Raw genomic sequence first — 21,205 nt, forward strand, 5'->3', positions numbered from 1 at the left:
TCGTTGTGTAGTTTTGTGCTGAATAACCCCGTTCCATGTCCGCCATCGAAACCATTTCACTTTCTCCTGGCCGAAAGGCTTATTTTGCTTCTGATTTCCACTTAGGTACACCGTCTCAGAGCCAAAGTCGCGAACGCGAACAGGCCGTTGTGGACTGGCTCAACACCATCCGGACTGACGCGGAGGTGATTTTCCTGGTCGGTGATGTGTTCGATTTCTGGTTCGAATACAAGCGCAGTATTCCCAAAGGTTTTATTCGTCTACAGGGCAAACTGGCCGAACTGACCGATGCCGGTATGCGGATTATCCTGTTTACCGGCAATCATGATATGTGGATGAAGGATTACTTTACGGAAGAAATGGGGATTCCGGTCTATCGAGAACCACGACGGTATGAGATCGGCGGGAAGCGATTTTTGATAGGGCATGGCGATGGCCTTGGTCCCGGCGACTTTGTCTATAAACGTCTGAAAACGGTTTTTGAGAGCAAAGTAGCCCATCAGTTGTTTCGGATGCTTCACCCGGATTTGGGCATAGGGCTGGCCCACGCCTGGTCGCGCCGGAGCCGAATTAGCAACCAGAAAAAAGGAGAGGAGCAGTTTCTGGGTGAAGACCGCGAATGGCTCATGCAGTATTGCCGTGAAGTAGAAGCAACAATGCACCACGACTTTTACATCTTCGGCCACCGCCATTTACCGCTCAATTTAGCTGTTAACAACCACAGTCGGTATGTTAATCTGGGTGAGTGGGTGGGTGCGAAGACTTACGCCGTGTTTGATGGGAATGATTTGCAACTGCAAACCTGGAAAGGCTGATCAATAGTAAAGAGTCTACCCAAGCTAGTTGGTATTATCCTGCAGAATATCTTTTCGGGAAACGTTCTCGCGTGGGGCTTTATTGATTTCGTTGCGCCACTCTTTGTTTTTTAAATCGCCCCGCTTAACGGAACGGATGAAGTTAGCCCAGGCAAACGGATTCGTAAACGCAAATGTCGTGGCCGAACTACGTCCAAGTATAGATTCTCGTCCAAAAAACTGCTGATTGACGAAGTTCTGGTGGTTGGCCAGCGCACTCATTGGCATCGTAGCCGCCTGACGCATAATGGCTTCCGGGCTGGTATTTTTAGCCAAGTTCTCACGCTCTTTTTCGTCCGGGAGTTTCAGATTGACGAAGGCTTCTTTGAACAGTTCCTCGGTTGCATAGGGATAAACTTTTACCTCGGCCAGTGTTTTTACATCTTCCTGCAACGCCACCACGGCCGAATACGTAAGGTCATTTAAGCGAGTTGGAATAATATGGTATTGAGTTCGGAAGCCAACATAGCTGAAAATGACGCTATCGCCCGGAAAAACAGGAAGGGCAAAATAACCATTGGAAGCCGCTAAAACACCACGTCCGGCTTTAGGAATATAGATGTAGGCACCAGGTAAAGGTTCGTTCGTTTTACCACCCGTTATAAAGCCCGTGAACGTTACCTGTCGGTCCTGTCCCTGGGCCTTTACGGTTGAATAGAGTCCCGTTAAGGCAGTCAATACCATAATCAGAACCAATAACGTCAATGACTTCTTCATAGACTCGCCAAATAAACTACAAAGTAAACGAGGAAAAGGCAGTATATGGTTTCGACTACCCTAATTTTAAGAAAGTTTACTTCACAAATCTACCCATTCTGAACGATTCCACATGCACATGATCAGGATGGTAAAAGCAATTTAAGAAATTTTAATTCACGCGGATTGTGCGGATAGGTAGTACGCTTATGCGATAAAATTGTGTAATAAAGGACTTCTGGTCGGTAAGTCAGGTTGATACTGCGAGCCGCTAATTGACGGTAAGTTGCTGAAACAAACGGCACCAGCCAGCGATTGTATACGCAATACCTAACGCAAAGAAACTATGGACTCAGGCACAGAATTCCTAAATCCAGATGGGTTGTTAAAAAATCCGGCCTTCTCACAAGTGGTCATTACCAAGGGAACCGGAGCCACAATTTATATTGGCGGGCAGAATGCTATCACTAAGGACCTCGATATAATAGGAAAAGGAGATATCGCTTTACAAACAGAGCATGTATTAAACAACATTGAAACGGCTCTACGGGCCTGCGATGTTACGATCGACAACATAATTAAACTCACCATTTATATTGTACAGGGGCAGGACATTCGAAAGGGGTTTGAAGGTGCCCAACGCTTTTTAACCAGATTAAAGAATCCACCGATAATTACCGGTGTAATTGTAGCGGGGCTGGCCAATCCTGATTATTTAGTAGAGATAGAAGCCGTTGCCTTCAAAAGAGAATAAAAAAGCCCGGTTAGTCAGGCCGGGCTTACTACTTAAGACGCTTTAACTTGAGTAGGTGAAAAGAAAGCTTTTCTGATTTCAAGAGGTTTTGCAAATGTATTTACATTTATGTATGTATAGCAAGGGGCCTTTCCCGGTATTTTAATGGGCTTTTTCCGGTGCTTACTGAGTAAAATTACAAATCCGATCAGTTGAGCCAATGAGTGGTTTACTTCAACGATACTCCCATTGCCACGAGCTATTTTTGGGTCGTCAGGCAAATTTAATATGGTGTTGCAACCGACAACCGTTACTTTCTAACCGGTCAGGTATCTAATCTTCTACGAATTTATTGCAACTAGTTTAGTAAGAAGTACAGTTACGGTAAAACATAAAACGCCCGGTTCAGCTTGAAACCGGGCGTTTTTTTAGACTACTTCAGGACTTTCGCTAGTCAACAGGTATTCCATTCCCCATGTTTTTAAACAGAGTTTAGGCAAACAGCTTTAAGAAGGTAATAATGAATGGAGCTGCCAGTAACAGCCCATCGAAACGGTCCAGAAAACCGCCATGACCCGGAATGCTGCTGCCCGAATCCTTAATAGCAATACTTCGCTTAAATAATGATTCGACCAGATCGCCATACGTGCCCGTTACAACGATAATGCCTCCTACACAGTACCATTGCCAGGGTTTAAGTTCTGGCGCAAAAAGGGCCAGTCCAGTAGCTATTAGCGTTGCCGCAGCGGCTCCACCCAGAGCACCTTCCCACGATTTCTTAGGTGAAACCCGTTCGAATAACTTCCGTCGCCCAAATTTGGTACCGGCAAAATAAGCCCCAATGTCGCTGGCCCACAGTAAGAGAAGGCATCCTGTAATGATCCACGGATGAAAACCACCGTTTCGAAGGGCAACAATAATCAGCAGGGCGAAGGGCATGGCGACATAGATGATACCCAGAAATGTGAAACCGATATTGGTAAACGGTTTCATATCGCGCTTTTTGTACAGCTTGATCAGGAAGATCATGGAGGAGGCCGGACAAATCAGAAAATAATTGCCCATACCAATCTGGTCGGTTTCAATAAAATAAGCCAGAATACAGATCATACAGCCAACGACTGTACCATAGGCTGTAAGGGGTTCGAAGCCATCCAGACCTAACAATCGGTAGAATTCGCGCTGGGTCAATGCACTGATCACGCAGAACAGGAGGGCAAATGTCCAGTCGGCGTACCAAATCAGGAATAAAATAAACGGAACTCCAATTACAGCGGCAATCACTCGCTGCTGTAGATTGGTCATATTAGCTAAACGTTGCTTCATTCTCTAAAATAACTTTGGCCAGAATGGCATCCTTGGCCGGTACATGAACCTCACTTTTACCCCACCCAATGGTTGGATAGCTACTACTCTGTTTGTTGATAACTACTGCCGTAATATCATGTTCAAGCAGCAGCGCTTTGGCTAGTTCGGCCCGGTGAGGCAGTGGAGTAACGTAAATAGATTCCCAGGTTTCGTTCATTACTATAAGAAGCGAGGAGTTAGGAGCGAGAAGTGAGGAGGGTTGACTCGAAACAAATGCAGGCGTCAGCCCTCCTCTCTTCTCGCTCCTAACTCCTGATTACTGGTTTTAAAATAATATAACAGTCCAGCGGTAACGACAGCTCCTACCAGCGAACCCAGAATCGGCACTGACTCCGTACTTTCGATGTTCATAGAGGTAACTTTCTGCTGATACAAATAGACCATGAATACTGTAAACCCATTATTCATAAAATGGGCTAAAATTGGTACCCAAAGGTTTCCTGACCATAAATAAAGATAGCCGAACAGTGCGCCCAGAAGCATCCGTGGAAAAAAGCCCAGAAACTGTACGTGAATGGCACTGAAGAGCGCAGCCGCCAGCCAGATACCTACGTGGGCGTTTCGGGTCCAGTAGATGAAGTTTCGCTGCAAAATACCCCGAAACAGGACTTCTTCGCCAATAGCTGGAATAACGGCCACGACCAGAAGGGCAATCAGCAGTTGACCAACCGTTTTAAACGTAGTCAGATATTGGGTGATGCCGTTTAGTTTCTTTTCCTGATCACGCATCCATTGTTCAAGGGGAGCCAGGGTTTCGGGTAGGTGCAGATTCTGGTTCCAATCAATGATGAGCCCATCAAACGGCATGAACGCCAGGACAATCAGGGTTACAAGACTAAAGCCTACTACAGCCGAAACGGGCCGGTTATTAAACTGCCCCCACGAACGGCGCTCAATAAAATACCAGTAGGCCAGTGAAGGCAGGAGAAAGGTACCTATGTGGTTGATGGCCTGGAGTAGCATGAGTTCGTACCAACTGCCCGGTGCCGCCGTCGGATTAGCCGCCAGCGATTGCAGGTATTCCTGCGTTTTCTCAACGTCGAGCCCACGCGTTACGGCGAGTAGACCGAACAGCAAATAAGTACTCACGACACCTCCCATGAGGATAAAACCGACGAGCATGATCAGGCCACCAAGGGTAGGAGGACGGGAAGTAGAGGTTTCTGAAGGATGAACGGGTTGCATAATTTGTGTAAATATACGGACGTATGGTGTACGAACGACGATGTACGAATCAACCGGCCTGGCAAATAACGGAACCAAATAAGGCTACAAATCGTAATTTGGTCAACATACTTCACAAATCAATACCTGCGTGGTTACTATTGGCAACATACAACTGCCGGATTTTCCGTTGCTGCTGGCTCCCATGGAAGACGTCAGCGATCCGCCGTTTCGGGCGGTCTGCAAAGCCAACGGAGCCGACCTGATGTATACGGAATTTATATCGTCGGAAGGCTTAATCCGTGATGCGGCAAAGAGCGTCCAGAAACTGGATATCTTTGAGTATGAGCGTCCTATCGGTATTCAGCTCTTTGGTTCGGATGTCGAAACCATGGGTGAGTGTGCCCGCATTGCCAGTCGAGTCAGCCCCGATCTGATCGATATAAACTACGGTTGCCCGGTCAAAAATGTGGCTTGCCGGGGAGCGGGAGCAGCCCTGCTTCAGGACATTCCCAAAATGGCTCGTATGACCGAATCCGTCGTGAAAGCTACTCATCTGCCCGTGACGGTAAAAACCCGGCTTGGATGGGATGATTCGACAAAAAATGTTGGCGAAGTAGCCGAGCGGTTGCAGGATGTGGGCATCAAAGCCCTGACCATTCACGGCCGGACTCGGGCGCAGATGTATAAGGGCGAAGCCGACTGGACCCTCATAGGCCGGATTAAAGATAACCCGCGTATCCACATTCCGATCTTCGGCAATGGCGATATCGATTCGCCCGAAAAAGCAATGGAGTATAAGAATCGGTATGGTGTCGATGGGGTTATGATTGGTCGGGCCAGCATTGGGTATCCCTGGATTTTCAACGAGATCAAACATTTTGCCAAAACGGGTCAGCATCTTCCGGCACCGACTATTGCCGATCGGGTAGCCGTTTGTCGTCAGCACCTCGATTTCTCGATTCGCTGGAAAGGCGAAATTGTTGGCCTTTTCGAAATGCGTCGCCATTATGCCAACTATTTCAAAGGACTGCCCGATTTCAAACCGTTTCGGATGCGCCTGGTGACAACTGATTCGTATAGTGCGGTCAGTGCTGTGCTGGATGAGATTGCCGATCACTATTCAGAAGAGATACTTATTGCATAGTATGTAGGAGCGAGTAGTAGGAGTTGCTGACGCATGAATGTTTCCTATTACCCACTCCTCGCTCTTATTATGTTAAAAATCATGCTGACCGACGAAGGAATGGGTATTTTCCTGATGTGAATTTGGCTGGGGAATAAATAAGTTTGATGTTTGTAGTTCCAGGTTCGAAGTTGATAGATTTGATAATGAAACATCTGTCAGTCAACGCCAACCCTGAAACCCAAACATCATCCAAATTTCTGTATGTACACCGCTGCCTTAGCCGACGGAACCTCATTCACTATTGATTTTACGTCAGGCAACCCTACGTTGAATGGCGAACCATTCGTCTGGGACGTAGCGAAATTATCCGATCGAACCGTTCATATTCTTCATCAGAATCGTTCTTACACGGCCGAAATTCTGGAACTGAACGCGGCAGAGAAATCGGTCAGCCTGAAAATCAATGGCCATATTCATCAGCTTCAGCTAAAAGATCGCTTCGATCTACTGCTGGAAAAAATGGGCATGAGCAGTGCCGCCATTGCCAAGGTGAATGAGTTGAAAGCACCGATGCCTGGATTGATCGTTGGGATAAATGTACAGCCCGGCGATAGCATCAACAAAGGCGATAGCCTGATGATTCTGGAAGCGATGAAGATGGAAAATATGCTGAAAGCGCCTGGTGCTGGTAGTATCAAAACCATCCGGGTAGCCAAAGGTGATCGTGTCGAGAAGGGGCAGGTATTGGTAGAATTTTCCTGAACGGGTATTTAGAAGGATATGACTACTCGTTATACCCGTCGCCGTTTTCTGGCCCAGACAGCTTTAGCCGCAGGGGCCTTTCCTTTACTGTCCGAAGCTATTTCGGCACCCCTTCCTGCCGGGCAAGCTGCGCTGCCACCAATCCATATCTTTTCGAAACACCTGCAGTTTCTGAATTATTCGGACATGGCCGATGCTGCTGCCACTATGGGCTTTGCCGGTGTCGACCTGACTGTACGGCCCGATGGGCATGTGCGTCCTGAGCGCGTGGAAGACGATTTGCCGAAAGCTGCCGAAGCCCTTCGAAAAGCGGGCCTTCCTCCCCGGTTGATGACCACCGCCGTGGGCGACGCAACTAATACGACCGATCAACGACTTCTGAAAACAGCCGCCAGGCTCGGATTTCAGTCGTACCGGATGAAGTGGTACCAATACGATGAGAAACGCTCTCTACCCGATTCCATTGGTCACTACCAGAATCAGATTCAGGCATTGGCAGAGTTGAATAAGACATTGAATCTGACTGGCTGCTACCAGAATCATGCGGGTGTACTCGTTGGATCGGACATCTGGGAGATCTGGGAAATTCTCAAAAAAGCCAATCCACAACACATGGGCGTCCAGTACGACATCCGGCATGCCACGGTTGAAGGGGGGACAGCCTGGCCCAATGGACTTCGGTTGATCTTGCCGCAGATCAAATCCATCACACTCAAAGATTTTCACTGGGCGAAAAAGGGTGACAAATGGGTGGTGCAGGATGTCCCCCTTGGAGAAGGAATGGTCGATTTCAAAACATATTTTGCCTTTTTGAAGAAGCACGCTGTAAATGTGCCCATCACCCTCCATATCGAGTATCCGGTCGGTGGAGCGGAGCACGGTAATACAAAAATATCAGTGCCTCAGAATGAAGTCTTTACGGCAATGAAACGCGATATGAATCGAATAAAGGAGCTATGGCAGGAAGCGTAAGAATGGAGGTGGAAAGGGAAAAAAGGGAGGAAGGGGAGGAAGACTAGTTGAAGAAAATCCCTTTATTCCCATTTGTCCCTTTCTTCCCTTTCCTCCCTTTTCCCTATCTTTGCCCGCAAAACTTCCCTTCATGACATCACAGACAAAGTATAAACGCATCCTGCTCAAGCTGAGCGGGGAGGCATTGGCTGGGCCTAATGGGTACAATATAGACCCGGTTGTGCTTGAACAATACAGTAAAGAAATCAAACAAATTGTTGATCTGGGTGTACAGGTAGCTATCGTTATCGGAGGAGGAAATATCTTCCGGGGCGTATCGGGTGAGCGTTCCGGTATCGACCGTGTACAGGGCGATTACATGGGTATGCTGGCAACCGTCATCAACGCCATGGCTATCCAGAGTTCGCTGGAAAAATATGGTATGTATACTCGGGTAATGTCGGCGATCAAAATGGAGCAGGTTTGTGAACCTTACGTTCGTCGCCGGGCCGTTCGCCATCTCGAAAAAGGTCGGGTTGTTATTTTCGGCGCTGGAACCGGTAATCCTTATTTCACCACCGATTCAACCGCAGCTTTGCGGGCTATTGAGGTAGAAGCGGATGTCGTGCTGAAAGGAACCAAGGTGGATGGAGTCTATACCGCCGATCCTATGAAAGACAAAACGGCTACTCGCTATACGACGATAACGTTCGATGACGTTTACGAAAAGAAATTAAACGTAATGGACCTGACTGCCTTTACGCTTTGCCAGGAAAATAACCTGCCGATCATTGTCTTTAACATGAACAATCAGGGAAGTCTGCTCCAGTTGGTTCAGGGCGACGACAGCGTAGGTACCCTTGTTACGACTAAACTATAATGATAGAATGAGTAAGTGATAGAATGATTGTGGTGGTATTTATTCACTCATTCTATCATTCACTCATTCAAAATTGAAAAACATATGGAAGAGATCGAGCTATTTCTCGATGATGCAAAGGATACGATGGAAAAGGCGCTCAAACACCTGGCCATCGAGCTAACAAAAATCCGTGCCGGTAAAGCGTCTCCCCAAATGCTGGAAGGTATTCAGGTTGAATACTACGGAGTTATGACACCGCTTAATCAGGTAGCTTCCGTAACGACGCCCGATGCGCGTACAATTGCGGTCAAGCCTTTCGAGAAAAAACTGATCGGCGAAGTTGAAAAAGCCATCCGCAATTCGAACCTCGGTTTGTCGCCGAACAACGATGGTGAACTCATTCGCCTAAATATTCCACCGCTCACCGAAGAGCGCCGTCGCGACCTCGTCAAGAAAGTAAAACAGGAAGTCGAAGTGGCGAAAGTGAACGTTCGCAACATCCGTAAAGACACTAACGAAGACATTCGTAAACTGGGGAAAGACGGTGTTTCGGAAGATGCCATCAAAGTCGGTGAAGAACGGGTTCAGAAATTAACGGACGCCTTCATCGCCCGCATCGATGAGACTTTCGTTGTTAAAGAGAAAGATATTCTGGCGGTATAGCCATTTCATACGATCAAAAAAGCCGACCTGTTCACGACAAGTCGGCTTTTTGGTTGTCTGCGATTGGGTTACGTTCGCCAGTGACCCAATCCATATATTCCCTAATACTCCCTACAGGGCTACCTTGTTTGCCGGATGGCCGCTTTCAAATAGTCTTTGGCCGTTCGGCTAATTAATTCGTCGTCAACATCGACCACACGTTCTCCCCGGTGTTCATAAGGCCAGACCTCACCCGTCAGAACATCGAAAATCCCATACGGCAACAAGTCGTATTCTTCGTAACCCCAATACAAGAAATCAACAGCGTCGGCGGAGTGATCAAACCCCACGGCGTAGCCAATTTCTTCCTGAGCGAAAACAACAATGTAGCGCATAACCCTATATACGGAGAGTAAGGCACTTTGGTTGCGTCATTTTTTGTGACTTGGTAACGAATCGCTGGTCTTAAAGATGAAAGGATTATTTTGTGAAAAAAGCCATCCATAATCACTACTTCCCGGAGGCCTGATGAATATTGATTAGGTGGTAGATTGTTCCGGCGATTTATATAAAATAAAGGTAACGCACCGTAAAGCAGCCCATTTTTAGCCATTAATGTATAAACCGGTTAAGCAGCTTGTTCGATATTGTTTTCCTGGCAAGTTGGATGCCGTCATTATTGTATGTCAGTTATTTACGTTCTGTATTGTACTTTTTTAGGAATCATTGTTTCGAATGTTTTGTACTGGGTCGTATTTGCCATCGCTGGTCGATTGGGCAGGGCCGACGATCGGGCAACTTCTACTGCTTCGCTGACATTCCGAAAAATTGGCGTATTAATCCCCGCCTACAAAGAAGATGCTGTAATTATTGAATCGGTAACCGAAAACCTGAAACAGCATTATCCATCCGATCGATATGAGTTGATCGTTATTGCCGATTCCTTTCAACCGCAAACCCTAACCCAGCTTGCTGCCTTCCCGATCCGTGTTCTTGAAGTATCGTTTGAAATATCGACTGTAGCGAAAGCGATCAACATGGCATTGTCTAAGTTGCCGCTTGGTCAATATGATATACTTGTTGTGTCGGATGCCGATAACCATATGGCCCCCGATTTTTTGAGCCGTATCAATAACGCTTTTGAGCAGGGGTGGCGCGCTGTTCAGGGACATCGGGTTGCCAAGAATATCAATACCAGTGTTGCTATTCTGGATGCTATCAGCGAAGAAATCAACAACCATATCTTTCGGAAGGGGAGTCGGGTATTAGGCTTGTCGTCGGCAACGATCGGGTCCGGTATGGCGTTTGAACCCGCGTTGATGAAAGAAGCTATGTCGACTCAGCATACCATGGGTGGGTATGATAAAGAGCTGGAAACCAACATTGTACTGAGTGGGTGTAAGATTGCTTATCTTGAGGATGCCTTCATTTATGATGAGAAAGTGGCCCATCGGGCGGTGTTTCAGAATCAGCGTACCCGTTGGATAGCGGCTCAGTGGCAGTTTGTGAAATTTTATTTCTGGAAAGGGGTAGATGAAATTTTACATGGTCGATTTGCCAGCGGCTTCAAGATTATTCAGGCTATTATCCTGCCGAAAATCCTCTTATTGGGTTTACTGCTTTTGGGCTTAGCCATTGGTATACTGACACCTTACCCAGTACTTTGGCAAATTCCGCTTGTTTTGCTGCTGGTTATGGGCGTTAGCCTGGTTATTTCCGTACCTGCTTATTTATGGAAACGAGTAAGTGTACGCGAATTTTTGTTCATACCTGTACTGCTACTAAGCTTCGTAAAGGCCTTGTTGAATATTCGCAAAGCCTTTAAGCGCTTTATGCATACCCCCCACACTGGTTCGCCCGATGCCCAGACTCCCTAGAGGGTTGTCTATTTTATGAGAATTACGCCATTGTGTGACAAAGCCGAAATTAAGGAGTCAAAAGAGATAAATAGCCTACTAACCTGGGTGGATAAGGCAGCTAATTAGTTAGACGATATAAATTAGCTTTATAAGATATAATAAATTGTCAAAATAAGACAATAATAAACTTGTTGATAAGGCTCCTGAGGAGACAGACTTGTGTAAATTCGTTCAAAATGGCATGCCGTTTAGTAAACTTTAATTTAAATAGAAGTTATCGGGTTAGTCTCTTTTTTCTCATCGGGCTACTTTCAGTAACAATATGTTTTGGCCAGAACCGTAACGCTCGAGGTATGGTCTCGTTTGGAGCTTCGTCGGGCCTGGCCGATGATACGTTGTATCTCGATATTAATCAGGATGTAGCGGGACAACTGCTGCCATTTGAAGATCTGATAAAAATTGCTGTAGCGCACTATCCCCTGATTAAGTATCAGAACGAAGTGGCCAATTCACTCAGCGAAGCGCACGAAGTGGCTAAGCTACAGATACTACAAAATGTGTCAGGATTTGCCAACTATTCAGGCGGTAATCAAATATTGGTTTCCTCGGGCGATCCGAAGGGAGCAAGTACCCTCGGACAGATTGCAAATGGCTACCGGGTAGGCGTAGATCTTCGACTCCCACTTTATGAACTATTTGGGCGTAAACACCAGGTTCGGCAGGCTTATTCCAATTACAAAGCCGCTGTAGTTCAGAAAGAAACCATCGAATTGCAGTTGAAGCGTGAGCTAATCGGCGTTTATCAGGACATGATCACGTCGCAGCAGTTATTGAAAATCCTATTGATTGATGAGCAGGCTTCGCTGACGGCCCTACGGGTAGGTGAGTCGGATATTCAGAAGGGACGAATCACGGCCGATGTGATGGCGGCCACTACCAGCCGATACGTTCAGGCTAAAACGGCATCGGAACAGGCAAAAGGTAGTTTTATTAAGAATGTACGCTATTTTGAAGCGTTAATGGGAATGCCAATTCAACGTTTGAAACGCAATTAAGGGAAAGGGTATGACAATCGAAGTATTTCTACGCCTGCTGAAACAGTATTTGCTCTGGTTCATTCTGCTTCCGGTAGTAGCAGCAGGAACGGCTTTTATTGTTACCCGAAATCAGCCTAAAGTCTATCGATCTCAGGCCACACTTTATACCGGGTTAGTTTCTCGTTACTCACTTTTATCAGATCGGCAAAGTGGCTTTCAGGATCGATCGGCCAGCGCCATTGATAATATTCTGACGACCCTTAACTCGCGGGAAACACTGATTCAGGTGGCCGTTAGCTTGCTTACCGATCACCTTCGCCTACAGCATCCCGATACACTTGTACTGCGTGATGCCGGTTTTCAGGAATTACATAAAGCCATTACGCCCGGTTGGGAAAACTTGTTTTTCATCGCTGCTGATTCAGCCTTGTTACGCCGAACGGTCGACAGTCTGGCCAAATCCCAGTACGATAATCCGATCAAAAGCCTGTTGATGAAGTCGGATTCGTACTATTCGATCCAGCACCTGGGCGAAGGCATTAAAGCAACACCTCGTAAGAATACCAATGATGTGCTCCAGATGGAGTACGAAACCAATGACCCAGGGGTAGCTCAGCGTACATTGCGGTATGCGATTGAGTTTTTGAACCAACGCTACGCCACACTTAAAACCTCTGAGACCAACTCGGTTATCGGGTATTACGAATCGAAGTTAGAAAAAGCGAAAGAGAGACTGGCTCAGGCTGAAACGGCTCTTCGTAACTTCAGCGAAAGCCATCAGGTACTTGATTACGACGAAGAAGCTAAAAACGTAGCTGCCTCACGAGAAGCTCTGCAAACAGAATACAATCAGGAGCTAATGCGCAGAAATGCGGCTAAAGCGTCGTTGGATGCGCTCAACCAGCGGATGGGGCAGCAGGGAAGTATTCGTTCGGCGAACAATGATCTGAATGAAAAGCAAAAGAAACTGACCGAAGCCGAAAACAAGCTGGCGAATGCCAGAGCATACGGGCAGTCGAAAGCAACCATCGACCAGTTGCAGGCACAGGTTAATAAAGCATCGGACGACCTGAAAGCGAGTGCTCAGAAATACGATGCGGCCACCAACTCTACCGATGCCATTCCGGCTCAAACGATTGCCAACGACCGGCTGGTCAAATCGCTGGAGTACGAAGAGTCGTCGGCACGGCTGGAGTTGTATAAGAAGCGGATGAGCGAATACGACACTAAAACCAATGAGTATGGCCCGTTGGGTTCGCAGCTCCGCCAGCTCAACCGGGATTTAGCCGTAGCCGAAAAAGAATACTTTGATCTGTTACAAAATGTAGATCAGTCAAAAACCCGCCGACAGGACGTAGCTATTGGCGGAACGCTGGAAATACTGGATGCGCCCGATTTTCCATTGCTTCCACTGCCCTCTAAACGTTGGCAATTGATTGCCATCGGTTTCGGCGTGGGGCTGTTCATTGCACTGCTGCTCACGGCCTTACGGTTCTGGCTGGACAAACGGATTAAGTCGCCGGAGCAGGCCGAAGCGATGATCGGTATGCCCGTGTCGGCCCTGTTCCCCACGGTTCGCAAACCAAATGTCTTTACAAAAGCCACCATGGCAGCCCGGAGCATGTTTGAGCAGCTTTTCAATGCGATCAACATTGAGGTTTCTCAAAACACGTCCAAGCCGTACCCACCTATCATTACCCTTTTTAGCATTCGATCGAAACAGGGAAAAACCTGGGTCGCCAATGGTTTGAACCAGCTCTACGAAAATGCCGACCAACGGATTGCCTATTGTTATCCACGAGTGACCGGCAAAGAACAGCGTACCCAGCAGCGGGGAATTACCTATTTCCCGTATACGATTCGCCCTGATTTCATGAATGTTACAGGGGTTGACTACCTGCTCGATTATACCCACGGCTTCGAACCCTCGCAGTTTGACCGAATTATTCTTGAATTACCCGCTCTGATCAATAATCAGATTCCAGTTTATCTGCTCAAAAGCAGCGCTTTATCCTTATTAGTGATTGATGCCAACAGCCCTTGGGGAAGGGCTGAGAAACAACTCCTGAGCATGTATGTACGCGTTACCCATCAACCTATTCTGACGGTATTGAACCGGGTCGAGGGCGATTATGTCGATGTGCCGCGTCGGGCTGATACCATTCAGCCATTGCCGCCTGCTCAGGAGAATTCGATGTATTCTCAGCGTAATGCGATGTAAGCATCAATTCCAGATCAGTCGTTCATGAATCCATGGTTGGGCAAACGATCATGGAGTACGATTAGCAGTGGCTCATTCGGTACGAATCCGCTCTAATCAAAGCGCATAATCTGTTTCGGTTTAATTCTTCAGCGTATGGGGCACTCAGTAGCCTTATATAGCTGTAGAGTCCCAATAATCTGAAATTGACTGAGTAGTTATGAGTGCTCATAAGGATATTATCATAAGTCGGAGTGTCATTGCCCCGTCATTTATTCAACAGCTTGTTGAGCAGGTTGCTCAGGCGAATCAGGATCGCGTGGCCGTACTCTTTGGCGACGATCGACTGACTTATCGTCAGCTTAATGAACGGGCGGAATCGCTGTGCCAGCTTATCGTACAGTCTGACCCAACGACCAGCGTTATTGGCATAAGCACTACCCGTAACCTGGATATGGTGATCGGAGTACTGGCTATTTTAAAAGCTGGTAAAGCTTATCTGCCGCTCGATCCTGCTTATCCTGATGATCGGTTGCAACAAATCATTGCAGATTCTGGATTACAGACGTGTCTGGCAACGTCGGCTGATAAAACTCGCTTTGATCGATTAGGTTTACAGGTTGTTTCATACGAGGGTGGTGAGCCTGCCGTACCAGCCGTGTCGGCACAGCAACTGGGTATGGCTTACGTGTTATATACCTCCGGTTCGACTGGTAAGCCGAAAGGAGTTTGCATGGGGCATGGGCCACTCATAAACCTCCTGCAATGGCAAGGAAAGCACTCACAGGCTGGTATTGGTACGCGTACACTGCAACTGGCACCGCTAAGTTTCGACGTTTCGTTTCAGGAAATTTTTGCCACGCTGACTACCGGTGGCACGCTCATGCTGATCGATGAGTCGCTTCGACTGGACCTGAACGCACTGCTCCGATTTATTGATGAACAGGCAATTAATCGGTTGTTTCTGCCCTTCGTGGCGCTTCAATACCTGGCCGAAGCGGCTGTCAGTACGCAGGTGTTCCCAGCCCAGCTTCGGGAGGTGATGACGGCCGGTGAGCAGTTGAAAATTACTCCACAGGTAGCTCAGTTCTTTTCGGGCTTACCCAACTGCGTTTTATTCAATCAATATGGCCCTACCGAATGCCACGTCGTTACCCAGTTAGCTCTAACTGGAAACCCTGCTGCATGGCCACCGTTGCCCGGTATTGGGTATCCGATAGATAATGTCAGTTTGTTTGTTGTTGACGATAAGCTCAATATCCGTCCGATTGGCGAAACGGGCGAGCTATGTTTTGGGGGAGCCTGCGTGGCCGAAGGGTATCTGAACCAGCCTGACCTGACCAATGAAAAGTTTATCCAACTGGAGGTTCCAGAGAATGGGCCGGTACGCGTGTATCGAACTGGCGATTTAGGAAGGCTTTTACCCGATGGCTCTATTGACTTTCTGGGGCGTCGCGATGATCAGGTAAAGATTCGCGGACACCGGGTCGAATTAGGCGAGGTAGAGGTCGTCGTTAACCAGGTACCGGATATTAAGCAGGCGGTAGTGGTCGCTCGCGAGGGCCGGGGAGGGCAAAAGCAGCTTATTGCCTATCTGGTCTCGGCCAATGGACAGACAAATACGTCAGAGGTTCGGTCGCTGCTTACGCAAAAACTGCCTGAGTACATGATGCCTTCGGCTTTTGTGTGGTTAGATGAACTGCCGAAAACAACAAGTGGCAAGGTCGATAAAAAGCAATTACCGGCACCAGAGCGAAAACGGCCTGAGTTGATGGTCGCCTATCGGAAACCAAAAACCGCACTGGAACAGGCCATTGCCAAAATCTGGGAAGAGCTACTGGATATTGATCAGCTAGGTATAGACGATAACTTTTTTGAGCTGGGCGGCAACTCCCTGCTGGCTCAAAAAACGGTAGCGCTCCTGAAAGAAAAACAGTTTACCTTGCCGATTACTAAACTGTATCAATACCCAACCATAGTTGGTATAGCCACCTATTTACAGCCTAAGGAGGAATCAGCTTCGGCAATTGGATTACCTACAAGGCAGCGTCAAAGTGGGAGCGATGCGACTCGTGACTCGGATATTGCCGTGATTGGTATGGCAGGACGGTTCCCTGGTGCCAGTACGATTGACGCCCTATGGGAATTGCTCAAAGCCGGTAAAGAAACCACCCGATTCTTTACTGAGAGGGAACTGGATGCCAGCATTCCGGCTAGCCTGAAGGCCGATCCGCTTTATGTGAAAGCTCGGGGTGTTATTGACGGCGCCGAGGAGTTCGATGCGAATTTCTTTGGACTATCGCCCAAAGTGGCTCAGTTGATGGACCCGCAGCAGCGTATTTTTCTGGAGATTGCCTGGGAAACGCTGGAACAGACAGGATACTTACCGCGTCATTACGACGGTCGGGTAGGTGTATTTGCTGGCTGTGGCAATAATACGTATTACCTGAATAATATACCGGGTCATAAAGACCTTATTGATCAGGTGGGAGCGTTTCAGGTAATGACCCTGAATGAAAAAGATTATATAGCCTCACGAACAGCCTATCAGCTTAATCTGAAAGGCCCCGCTGTTAGTGTGTATTCAGCCTGCTCAACTTCGTTGCTGGCCATTACGCAGGCTGTGCAAAGCATTCGCAATGGCCAGTGTGATGTGGCTTTAGCAGGCGGAGCCAGCATTACAACGCCTATCAACAGCGGGCATCTGTATCAGGAAGGTGCCATGCTAAGTCGGGATGGGCATTGTCGATCGTTCGATGCAGATGCCCAGGGCACTGTATTCAGTGATGGCGCAGGTGTGGTATTATTGAAGAGCCGGGAAGCCGCCCTCCGCGACGGCGATACGATTTATGCGGTCATTAAAGGAGTTGGCGTAAACAATGACGGTGGAGGTAAAGGGAGTTTTACGGCTCCCAGCTCGGAAGGTCAGGCGGGTGCTATTGCCATGGCCATTGCGGATGCGGCTATCGATCCAGCCACCATTAGTTATGTGGAAGCGCATGGAACCGCTACACCATTAGGCGACCCGATTGAGATTGAAGGACTCACGCAGGCGTTTGGCGAGCAGAGCCAACGGCAGTTTTGTGCGATCGGCTCAATCAAAAGTAATATGGGGCACTTAACCCAGGCGGCTGGGGTGGCCGGGCTTATCAAAACGGCGCTGGGATTGTACCATAAGCAGATTCCGGCATCGATCAATTTTAGCAGACCCAATCCAGCCATCGACTTCGCCAGCACGCCCTTTTTTGTAAATACCCAGTTGAGCGATTGGGCGTCTGATGGTCTCTCACCGCGTCGGGCGGGCGTCAGTTCGTTCGGTGTGGGCGGAACCAATGTCCACGTAGTTCTCGAAGAATTTGATGGAGAACGGCCCGTATCGGCCGAAGGTCGACCGGCCCAACTGATTAGCTGGTCGGCAAAAACGTCGGCAAGTCTGGACGCCTATACGCAAAAGCTGGCTGAAGTTGCTGATCAATTTGACGATCAAACGTTGGCCGATCTGGCATTTACCTTACAAACAACCCGGGCCGACTTTGGCCATCGCCGGTTTATTGTAGCAGCTACAGCGTCGGAATTTGGAAAGAAGCTACAGGCCGAACTGGCAAAACCCTTCGTTTCGAAGGCCGTCCAGCGACCCGATGAACTGGTTTTCCTTTTTCCGGGCCAAGGGTCACAATACATCAACATGGGCCGTGGGCTGTATGAGCACGAAGCGGTTTTCAGAACGGCTGTCGATACCTGTGCGGAGCTATTGAGTTCGTACCTGGAATTTGACATTCGTCAGGTGATGTATCCCGAAACTCCTGATTCGGAGGCTGAGCAACGGCTTCGGAATACCCGCTACACCCAACCGGCACTGTTTGTGACTGAATATGCCCTGGCTCAATTATGGATGAGTTGGGGAATTGAGCCGTCCGTATTCTGTGGGCATAGCATTGGCGAGTTTGTAGCGGCCCATCTGGCGGGTGTTTTTTCGTTACCTGATGCACTAAAGCTCATAGCCGCTCGTGGGCGACTGGTGAGCGAAATGCCGCGTGGAAGCATGCTTTCGGTACGCAAATCGGCCGAAACAATTGTCGGATTGCTGCCAGCAACCATTTCGATAGCTGCCATAAACAGCCATACGCTCTGTGTGGTTGCAGGACCGGACGAGGACATTGCCGATTTCGCCCGCCTACTGGATGAACAGGAAATTCCGAATCAGCCACTGGCAACAAGCCATGCGTTTCATTCGATGATGATGGACCCTATTGTGGGTGAGTTTGCAAAAGTCGTCACCCAGGTTGCCTTGAATCGGCCGCAAAAACCGATTGTGTCGACGGTGAGCGGTACGTGGCTAACCGATGCGCAGGCTACCGACTCAATGTATTGGGCTAACCACCTCCGGGCGACCGTACGCTTTTCCGATGCGCTGGATACCATCATCGCGTTAGGAAGTCCACTACTACTCGAAGTAGGTCCCGGCCATGTGATGGCTACGCTGGCTCGTCAGCAGGTCGGGAAGAAGCCAATCCCAGTTTTAGCCGGTTTGCCCAACTTACCCGACTGGCCGTCGGCCTGCCAGTCGTTGATGACCACCTTAGGGCAAGTATATCAGAACGGTATAGAGCCCAACTGGAAAGCTTTTTATAATGGACAAAGGCGGGTAAGGGTCAATGCACCAACGTACGCCTTTGAGAAGAAACGGTACTGGCTTGATCCAGTTGCACAAACGAATCATTCCTCTATTGATACGAATAAGCAAGTAGGTTTAGTTGGTCAGTTAGCTGTGCTTAAAGAACCTCAACAGGGCTTGTCAGAAGCACAACCAATTGTTTTGCCGACAACCACACCAAAAACTATGAGAAAAGATACGCTGATTAACCGGATCAATCAATTGCTGGAAGACGCTTCCGGTATTGATATGGATGGAATTGCGCCCGAAACCAGTTTCCTGGAAATCGGCCTGGATTCGCTGTTACTGACTCAGGTATCCCTAACCCTGAAAAAGGAGTTTGGCTTACCCATTACCTTCCGTCAACTGACAAGCCAATACACATCCCCGGAGCAGTTGGCAAACTATATCGATCAGCAACTACCACCCGAACCTCAACAGGCTGCTCCTGCTCCGGCCCCGATTTCGGTGCCGACAGCACCAATCGCGGTAAACGGACATCAGGGCGCACCGTCGGCCAATCCAGCGCTGGACCTCATTGCGCAGCAATTGCAATTATTTGCCAGGCAGATTGAACTGCTTCAGGCAGGCTATGCACCGGCACCACCGCCTATTGCTCCGCCAACTCCTCCAGTTATGCCTGCACCATCATCCGTTAACGGTAGCTCTGCCAGGAATGGGCATCCGATCATGGAGACGGCCGATCTAACCCCTGAGGAGAAAGTAGAACTCAAGAAACCTTTTGGCGCAACCGCCCGGATTGAACGGCAGGCTTCCGAGTTAAGTCCTAAACAGCGGCAGTTTTTAACGCAGGTTACAGCACAGTATAACCTGAAAACGGCTAAAAGTAAGGCTTACGCCCAGCAAAATCGTGCTCACATGGCCGACCCTCGGGTGGTGACCGGTTTCCGACCGCTTACCAAAGAGATCGTTTATCCGCTGGTGGTCAATCGGTCGGTGGGCAGTCGGGTTTGGGATATCGATGGAAACGAGTATATCGATGCACTGAATGGGTTTGGATCGAACATGTTTGGCTATCAACCCGACTGGCTCAAACAGGTGCTGCACGACCAGATCGAAGCTGGTTTTGAAGTAGGGCCGCAGCATGAACTGGCCGGTGAAGTTGCGCAGCTACTTTGTGAGCTGACCGGAACGGATCGCTCGGCGCTGTGTAATACCGGTTCGGAGGCAGTCCTCGGAGCCATGCGGATTGCCCGAACCGTCACCGGGCGTTCCCTGATTGTAGCCTTTACAGGATCATACCACGGTATTGCTGATGAAGTGCTAGTTCGGGGGACCAGGAAAATGAAATCATTCCCGGCCGCTCCTGGTATCATGCCCGAAGCGGTGCAGAATATGCTGATTCTGGAGTACGGTACCGACGAAAGCCTGAAAATCATTCGCGAACGAGCGCATGAGTTAGCGGCTGTATTGGTTGAGCCTGTTCAGAGTCGTCGCCCCGAGTTTGTGCCGGTTGAGTTTCTGAAACAAGTCCGGGCTATTACCGAAAAATCCGGCACCGCCCTTATTTTCGACGAAGTGATTACTGGATTCCGTACCCATCCCGGCGGTACACAGGCACTATTTGGGATTAAAGCGGACCTGGCAACTTATGGGAAAGTGGTAGGCGCTGGCTTGCCGATTGGGGTTATTGCCGGGAAACGTGCCTTTATGGACGCGCTCGATGGTGGCTTCTGGCAGTATGGCGATACGTCAGTACCGGAGGTGGGCGTGACCTATTTTGCCGGTACGTTTGTCCGACATCCGCTGGCATTAGCGGCTGCCAAAGCCTCGTTAACGTATATGAAAGCGCAGGGACCGGCTTTACAGCAGCAATTAACCCGGAAAACAAACCGGCTTGCCGACGGCCTGAATGCCGCCCTCGCCAACTGGAAACTGCCTCTCTTTGTAGTTAACTTTGGTTCGCTATGGAAAATAAAGTTTAAGGAAGAGGTTCCATACGGTGAATTACTGTTTACGCTAATGCGTAACAAGGGTATTCACATCTGGGATGGTTTTCCCTGTTTTTTGACCGAAGCCCATACCGAACAGGAAATCGATACCATTATAGATCGGTTTGCCGAAAGCATCAGGGAACTGATTGAAGTCGGTATTTTCAAAAGTGATCGAGTACGTATTGACAGTAGCGAAACAATTGGCAAACCTGTTGTTAGAAATACACCGCCAGCCCCTGGTGCCAGACTTGGCCGGGATCAGCAAGGCAATCCTGCCTGGTTTATTCCTAACCCCGATCAGCCTGGAAAATACCTTCAGGTTGAATTAAATCAATGACG

General features: G+C 48.6%; 16 protein-coding genes. 11 read left to right on the forward strand and 5 right to left on the reverse strand.

Annotated elements, in window-relative coordinates; translation table 11 throughout:
- Window positions 1-35: 35 nt before the first annotated feature.
- Entirely contained in the window at window positions 36-815 is a 780-nt protein-coding gene (locus ACYVFD_RS02635; RefSeq protein WP_461088198.1) for a UDP-2,3-diacylglucosamine diphosphatase, read from the forward strand.
- A gap of 24 nt (window positions 816-839) precedes the next feature.
- Here the strand turns inward: ACYVFD_RS02635 and ACYVFD_RS02640 are convergent, their stop codons facing one another.
- The gene (locus ACYVFD_RS02640) at window positions 840-1,571 is read right to left on the reverse strand and encodes a carboxypeptidase-like regulatory domain-containing protein (RefSeq protein WP_461088199.1); all 732 of its coding nucleotides are present in this window, start codon (window positions 1,569-1,571) and stop codon (window positions 840-842) included.
- Between the two features lie 325 nt (window positions 1,572-1,896).
- Between ACYVFD_RS02640 and ACYVFD_RS02645 the strand changes: the two genes are divergently transcribed.
- Window positions 1,897-2,304 carry a RidA family protein gene (locus ACYVFD_RS02645; protein ID WP_461088200.1) on the forward strand — a complete coding sequence of 136 codons (408 nt, stop codon included), beginning with the start codon at window positions 1,897-1,899 and terminating at the stop codon, window positions 2,302-2,304.
- A gap of 471 nt (window positions 2,305-2,775) precedes the next feature.
- Here the strand turns inward: ACYVFD_RS02645 and ACYVFD_RS02650 are convergent, their stop codons facing one another.
- From ACYVFD_RS02650 to ACYVFD_RS02660, 3 genes are all read right to left on the reverse strand, one after another.
- On the reverse strand, window positions 2,776-3,609 hold the full coding sequence (locus tag ACYVFD_RS02650; protein WP_461088201.1) for a phosphatidate cytidylyltransferase: 834 nt from the start codon (window positions 3,607-3,609) through the stop codon (window positions 2,776-2,778).
- Entirely contained in the window at window positions 3,590-3,808 is a 219-nt protein-coding gene (locus ACYVFD_RS02655; RefSeq protein WP_461088202.1) for a putative signal transducing protein, read from the reverse strand. Before ACYVFD_RS02655 ends, ACYVFD_RS02650 begins: the two co-directional genes overlap by 20 nt.
- A 65-nt stretch (window positions 3,809-3,873) precedes the next feature.
- A complete protein-coding gene (locus tag ACYVFD_RS02660; RefSeq protein WP_461088608.1) occupies window positions 3,874-4,773 on the reverse strand; it encodes a lysostaphin resistance A-like protein in 900 nt (299 codons plus the stop codon).
- 193 nt (window positions 4,774-4,966) lie between these two features.
- Here ACYVFD_RS02660 and dusB point away from each other — a divergent pair, with 193 nt between their 5' ends.
- From dusB to frr, 5 genes are all read left to right on the forward strand, one after another.
- Entirely contained in the window at window positions 4,967-5,962 is a 996-nt protein-coding gene (dusB, locus tag ACYVFD_RS02665) for a tRNA dihydrouridine synthase DusB (RefSeq protein WP_461088203.1), read from the forward strand.
- A 243-nt stretch (window positions 5,963-6,205) separates the two neighbouring features.
- Complete coding sequence (locus tag ACYVFD_RS02670) at window positions 6,206-6,706, forward strand: acyl-CoA carboxylase biotin carboxyl carrier protein subunit (RefSeq protein WP_461088204.1); 501 nt, start codon at window positions 6,206-6,208, stop codon at window positions 6,704-6,706.
- Between the two features lie 18 nt (window positions 6,707-6,724).
- Window positions 6,725-7,678: a sugar phosphate isomerase/epimerase family protein gene (locus tag ACYVFD_RS02675; RefSeq protein ID WP_461088205.1), complete on the forward strand. Its 954-nt coding sequence runs from the start codon at window positions 6,725-6,727 to the stop codon at window positions 7,676-7,678.
- A gap of 130 nt (window positions 7,679-7,808) precedes the next feature.
- A complete protein-coding gene (pyrH, locus tag ACYVFD_RS02680; protein ID WP_461088206.1) occupies window positions 7,809-8,537 on the forward strand; it encodes a UMP kinase in 729 nt (242 codons plus the stop codon).
- Between the two features lie 84 nt (window positions 8,538-8,621).
- On the forward strand, window positions 8,622-9,182 hold the full coding sequence (gene frr, locus ACYVFD_RS02685; RefSeq protein ID WP_461088207.1) for a ribosome recycling factor: 561 nt from the start codon (window positions 8,622-8,624) through the stop codon (window positions 9,180-9,182).
- Window positions 9,183-9,301: 119 nt separating this feature from the next.
- Here the strand turns inward: frr and ACYVFD_RS02690 are convergent, their stop codons facing one another.
- Window positions 9,302-9,556, reverse strand: coding sequence for a hypothetical protein (locus ACYVFD_RS02690; protein ID WP_461088208.1), 255 nt, complete (start codon window positions 9,554-9,556; stop codon window positions 9,302-9,304).
- Window positions 9,557-9,844: 288 nt separating this feature from the next.
- On the opposite strand from ACYVFD_RS02690, the gene ACYVFD_RS02695 reads away from it, so the two are divergent.
- The 4 genes from ACYVFD_RS02695 to ACYVFD_RS02710 all read left to right on the forward strand — a co-directional run bounded on the left by ACYVFD_RS02695 (window position 9,845) and on the right by ACYVFD_RS02710 (window position 21,203).
- Entirely contained in the window at window positions 9,845-11,038 is a 1,194-nt protein-coding gene (locus ACYVFD_RS02695) for a glycosyltransferase family 2 protein (RefSeq protein ID WP_461088209.1), read from the forward strand.
- Window positions 11,039-11,373: 335 nt separating this feature from the next.
- Entirely contained in the window at window positions 11,374-12,075 is a 702-nt protein-coding gene (locus ACYVFD_RS02700) for a TolC family protein (RefSeq protein ID WP_461088210.1), read from the forward strand.
- A gap of 10 nt (window positions 12,076-12,085) precedes the next feature.
- A complete protein-coding gene (locus ACYVFD_RS02705; RefSeq protein WP_461088211.1) occupies window positions 12,086-14,278 on the forward strand; it encodes a GumC family protein in 2,193 nt (730 codons plus the stop codon).
- A gap of 199 nt (window positions 14,279-14,477) precedes the next feature.
- On the forward strand, window positions 14,478-21,203 hold the full coding sequence (locus ACYVFD_RS02710; RefSeq protein ID WP_461088212.1) for an amino acid adenylation domain-containing protein: 6,726 nt from the start codon (window positions 14,478-14,480) through the stop codon (window positions 21,201-21,203).
- Window positions 21,204-21,205: the final 2 nt, after the last annotated feature.

This window comes from Spirosoma gilvum, from assembly GCF_054776815.1.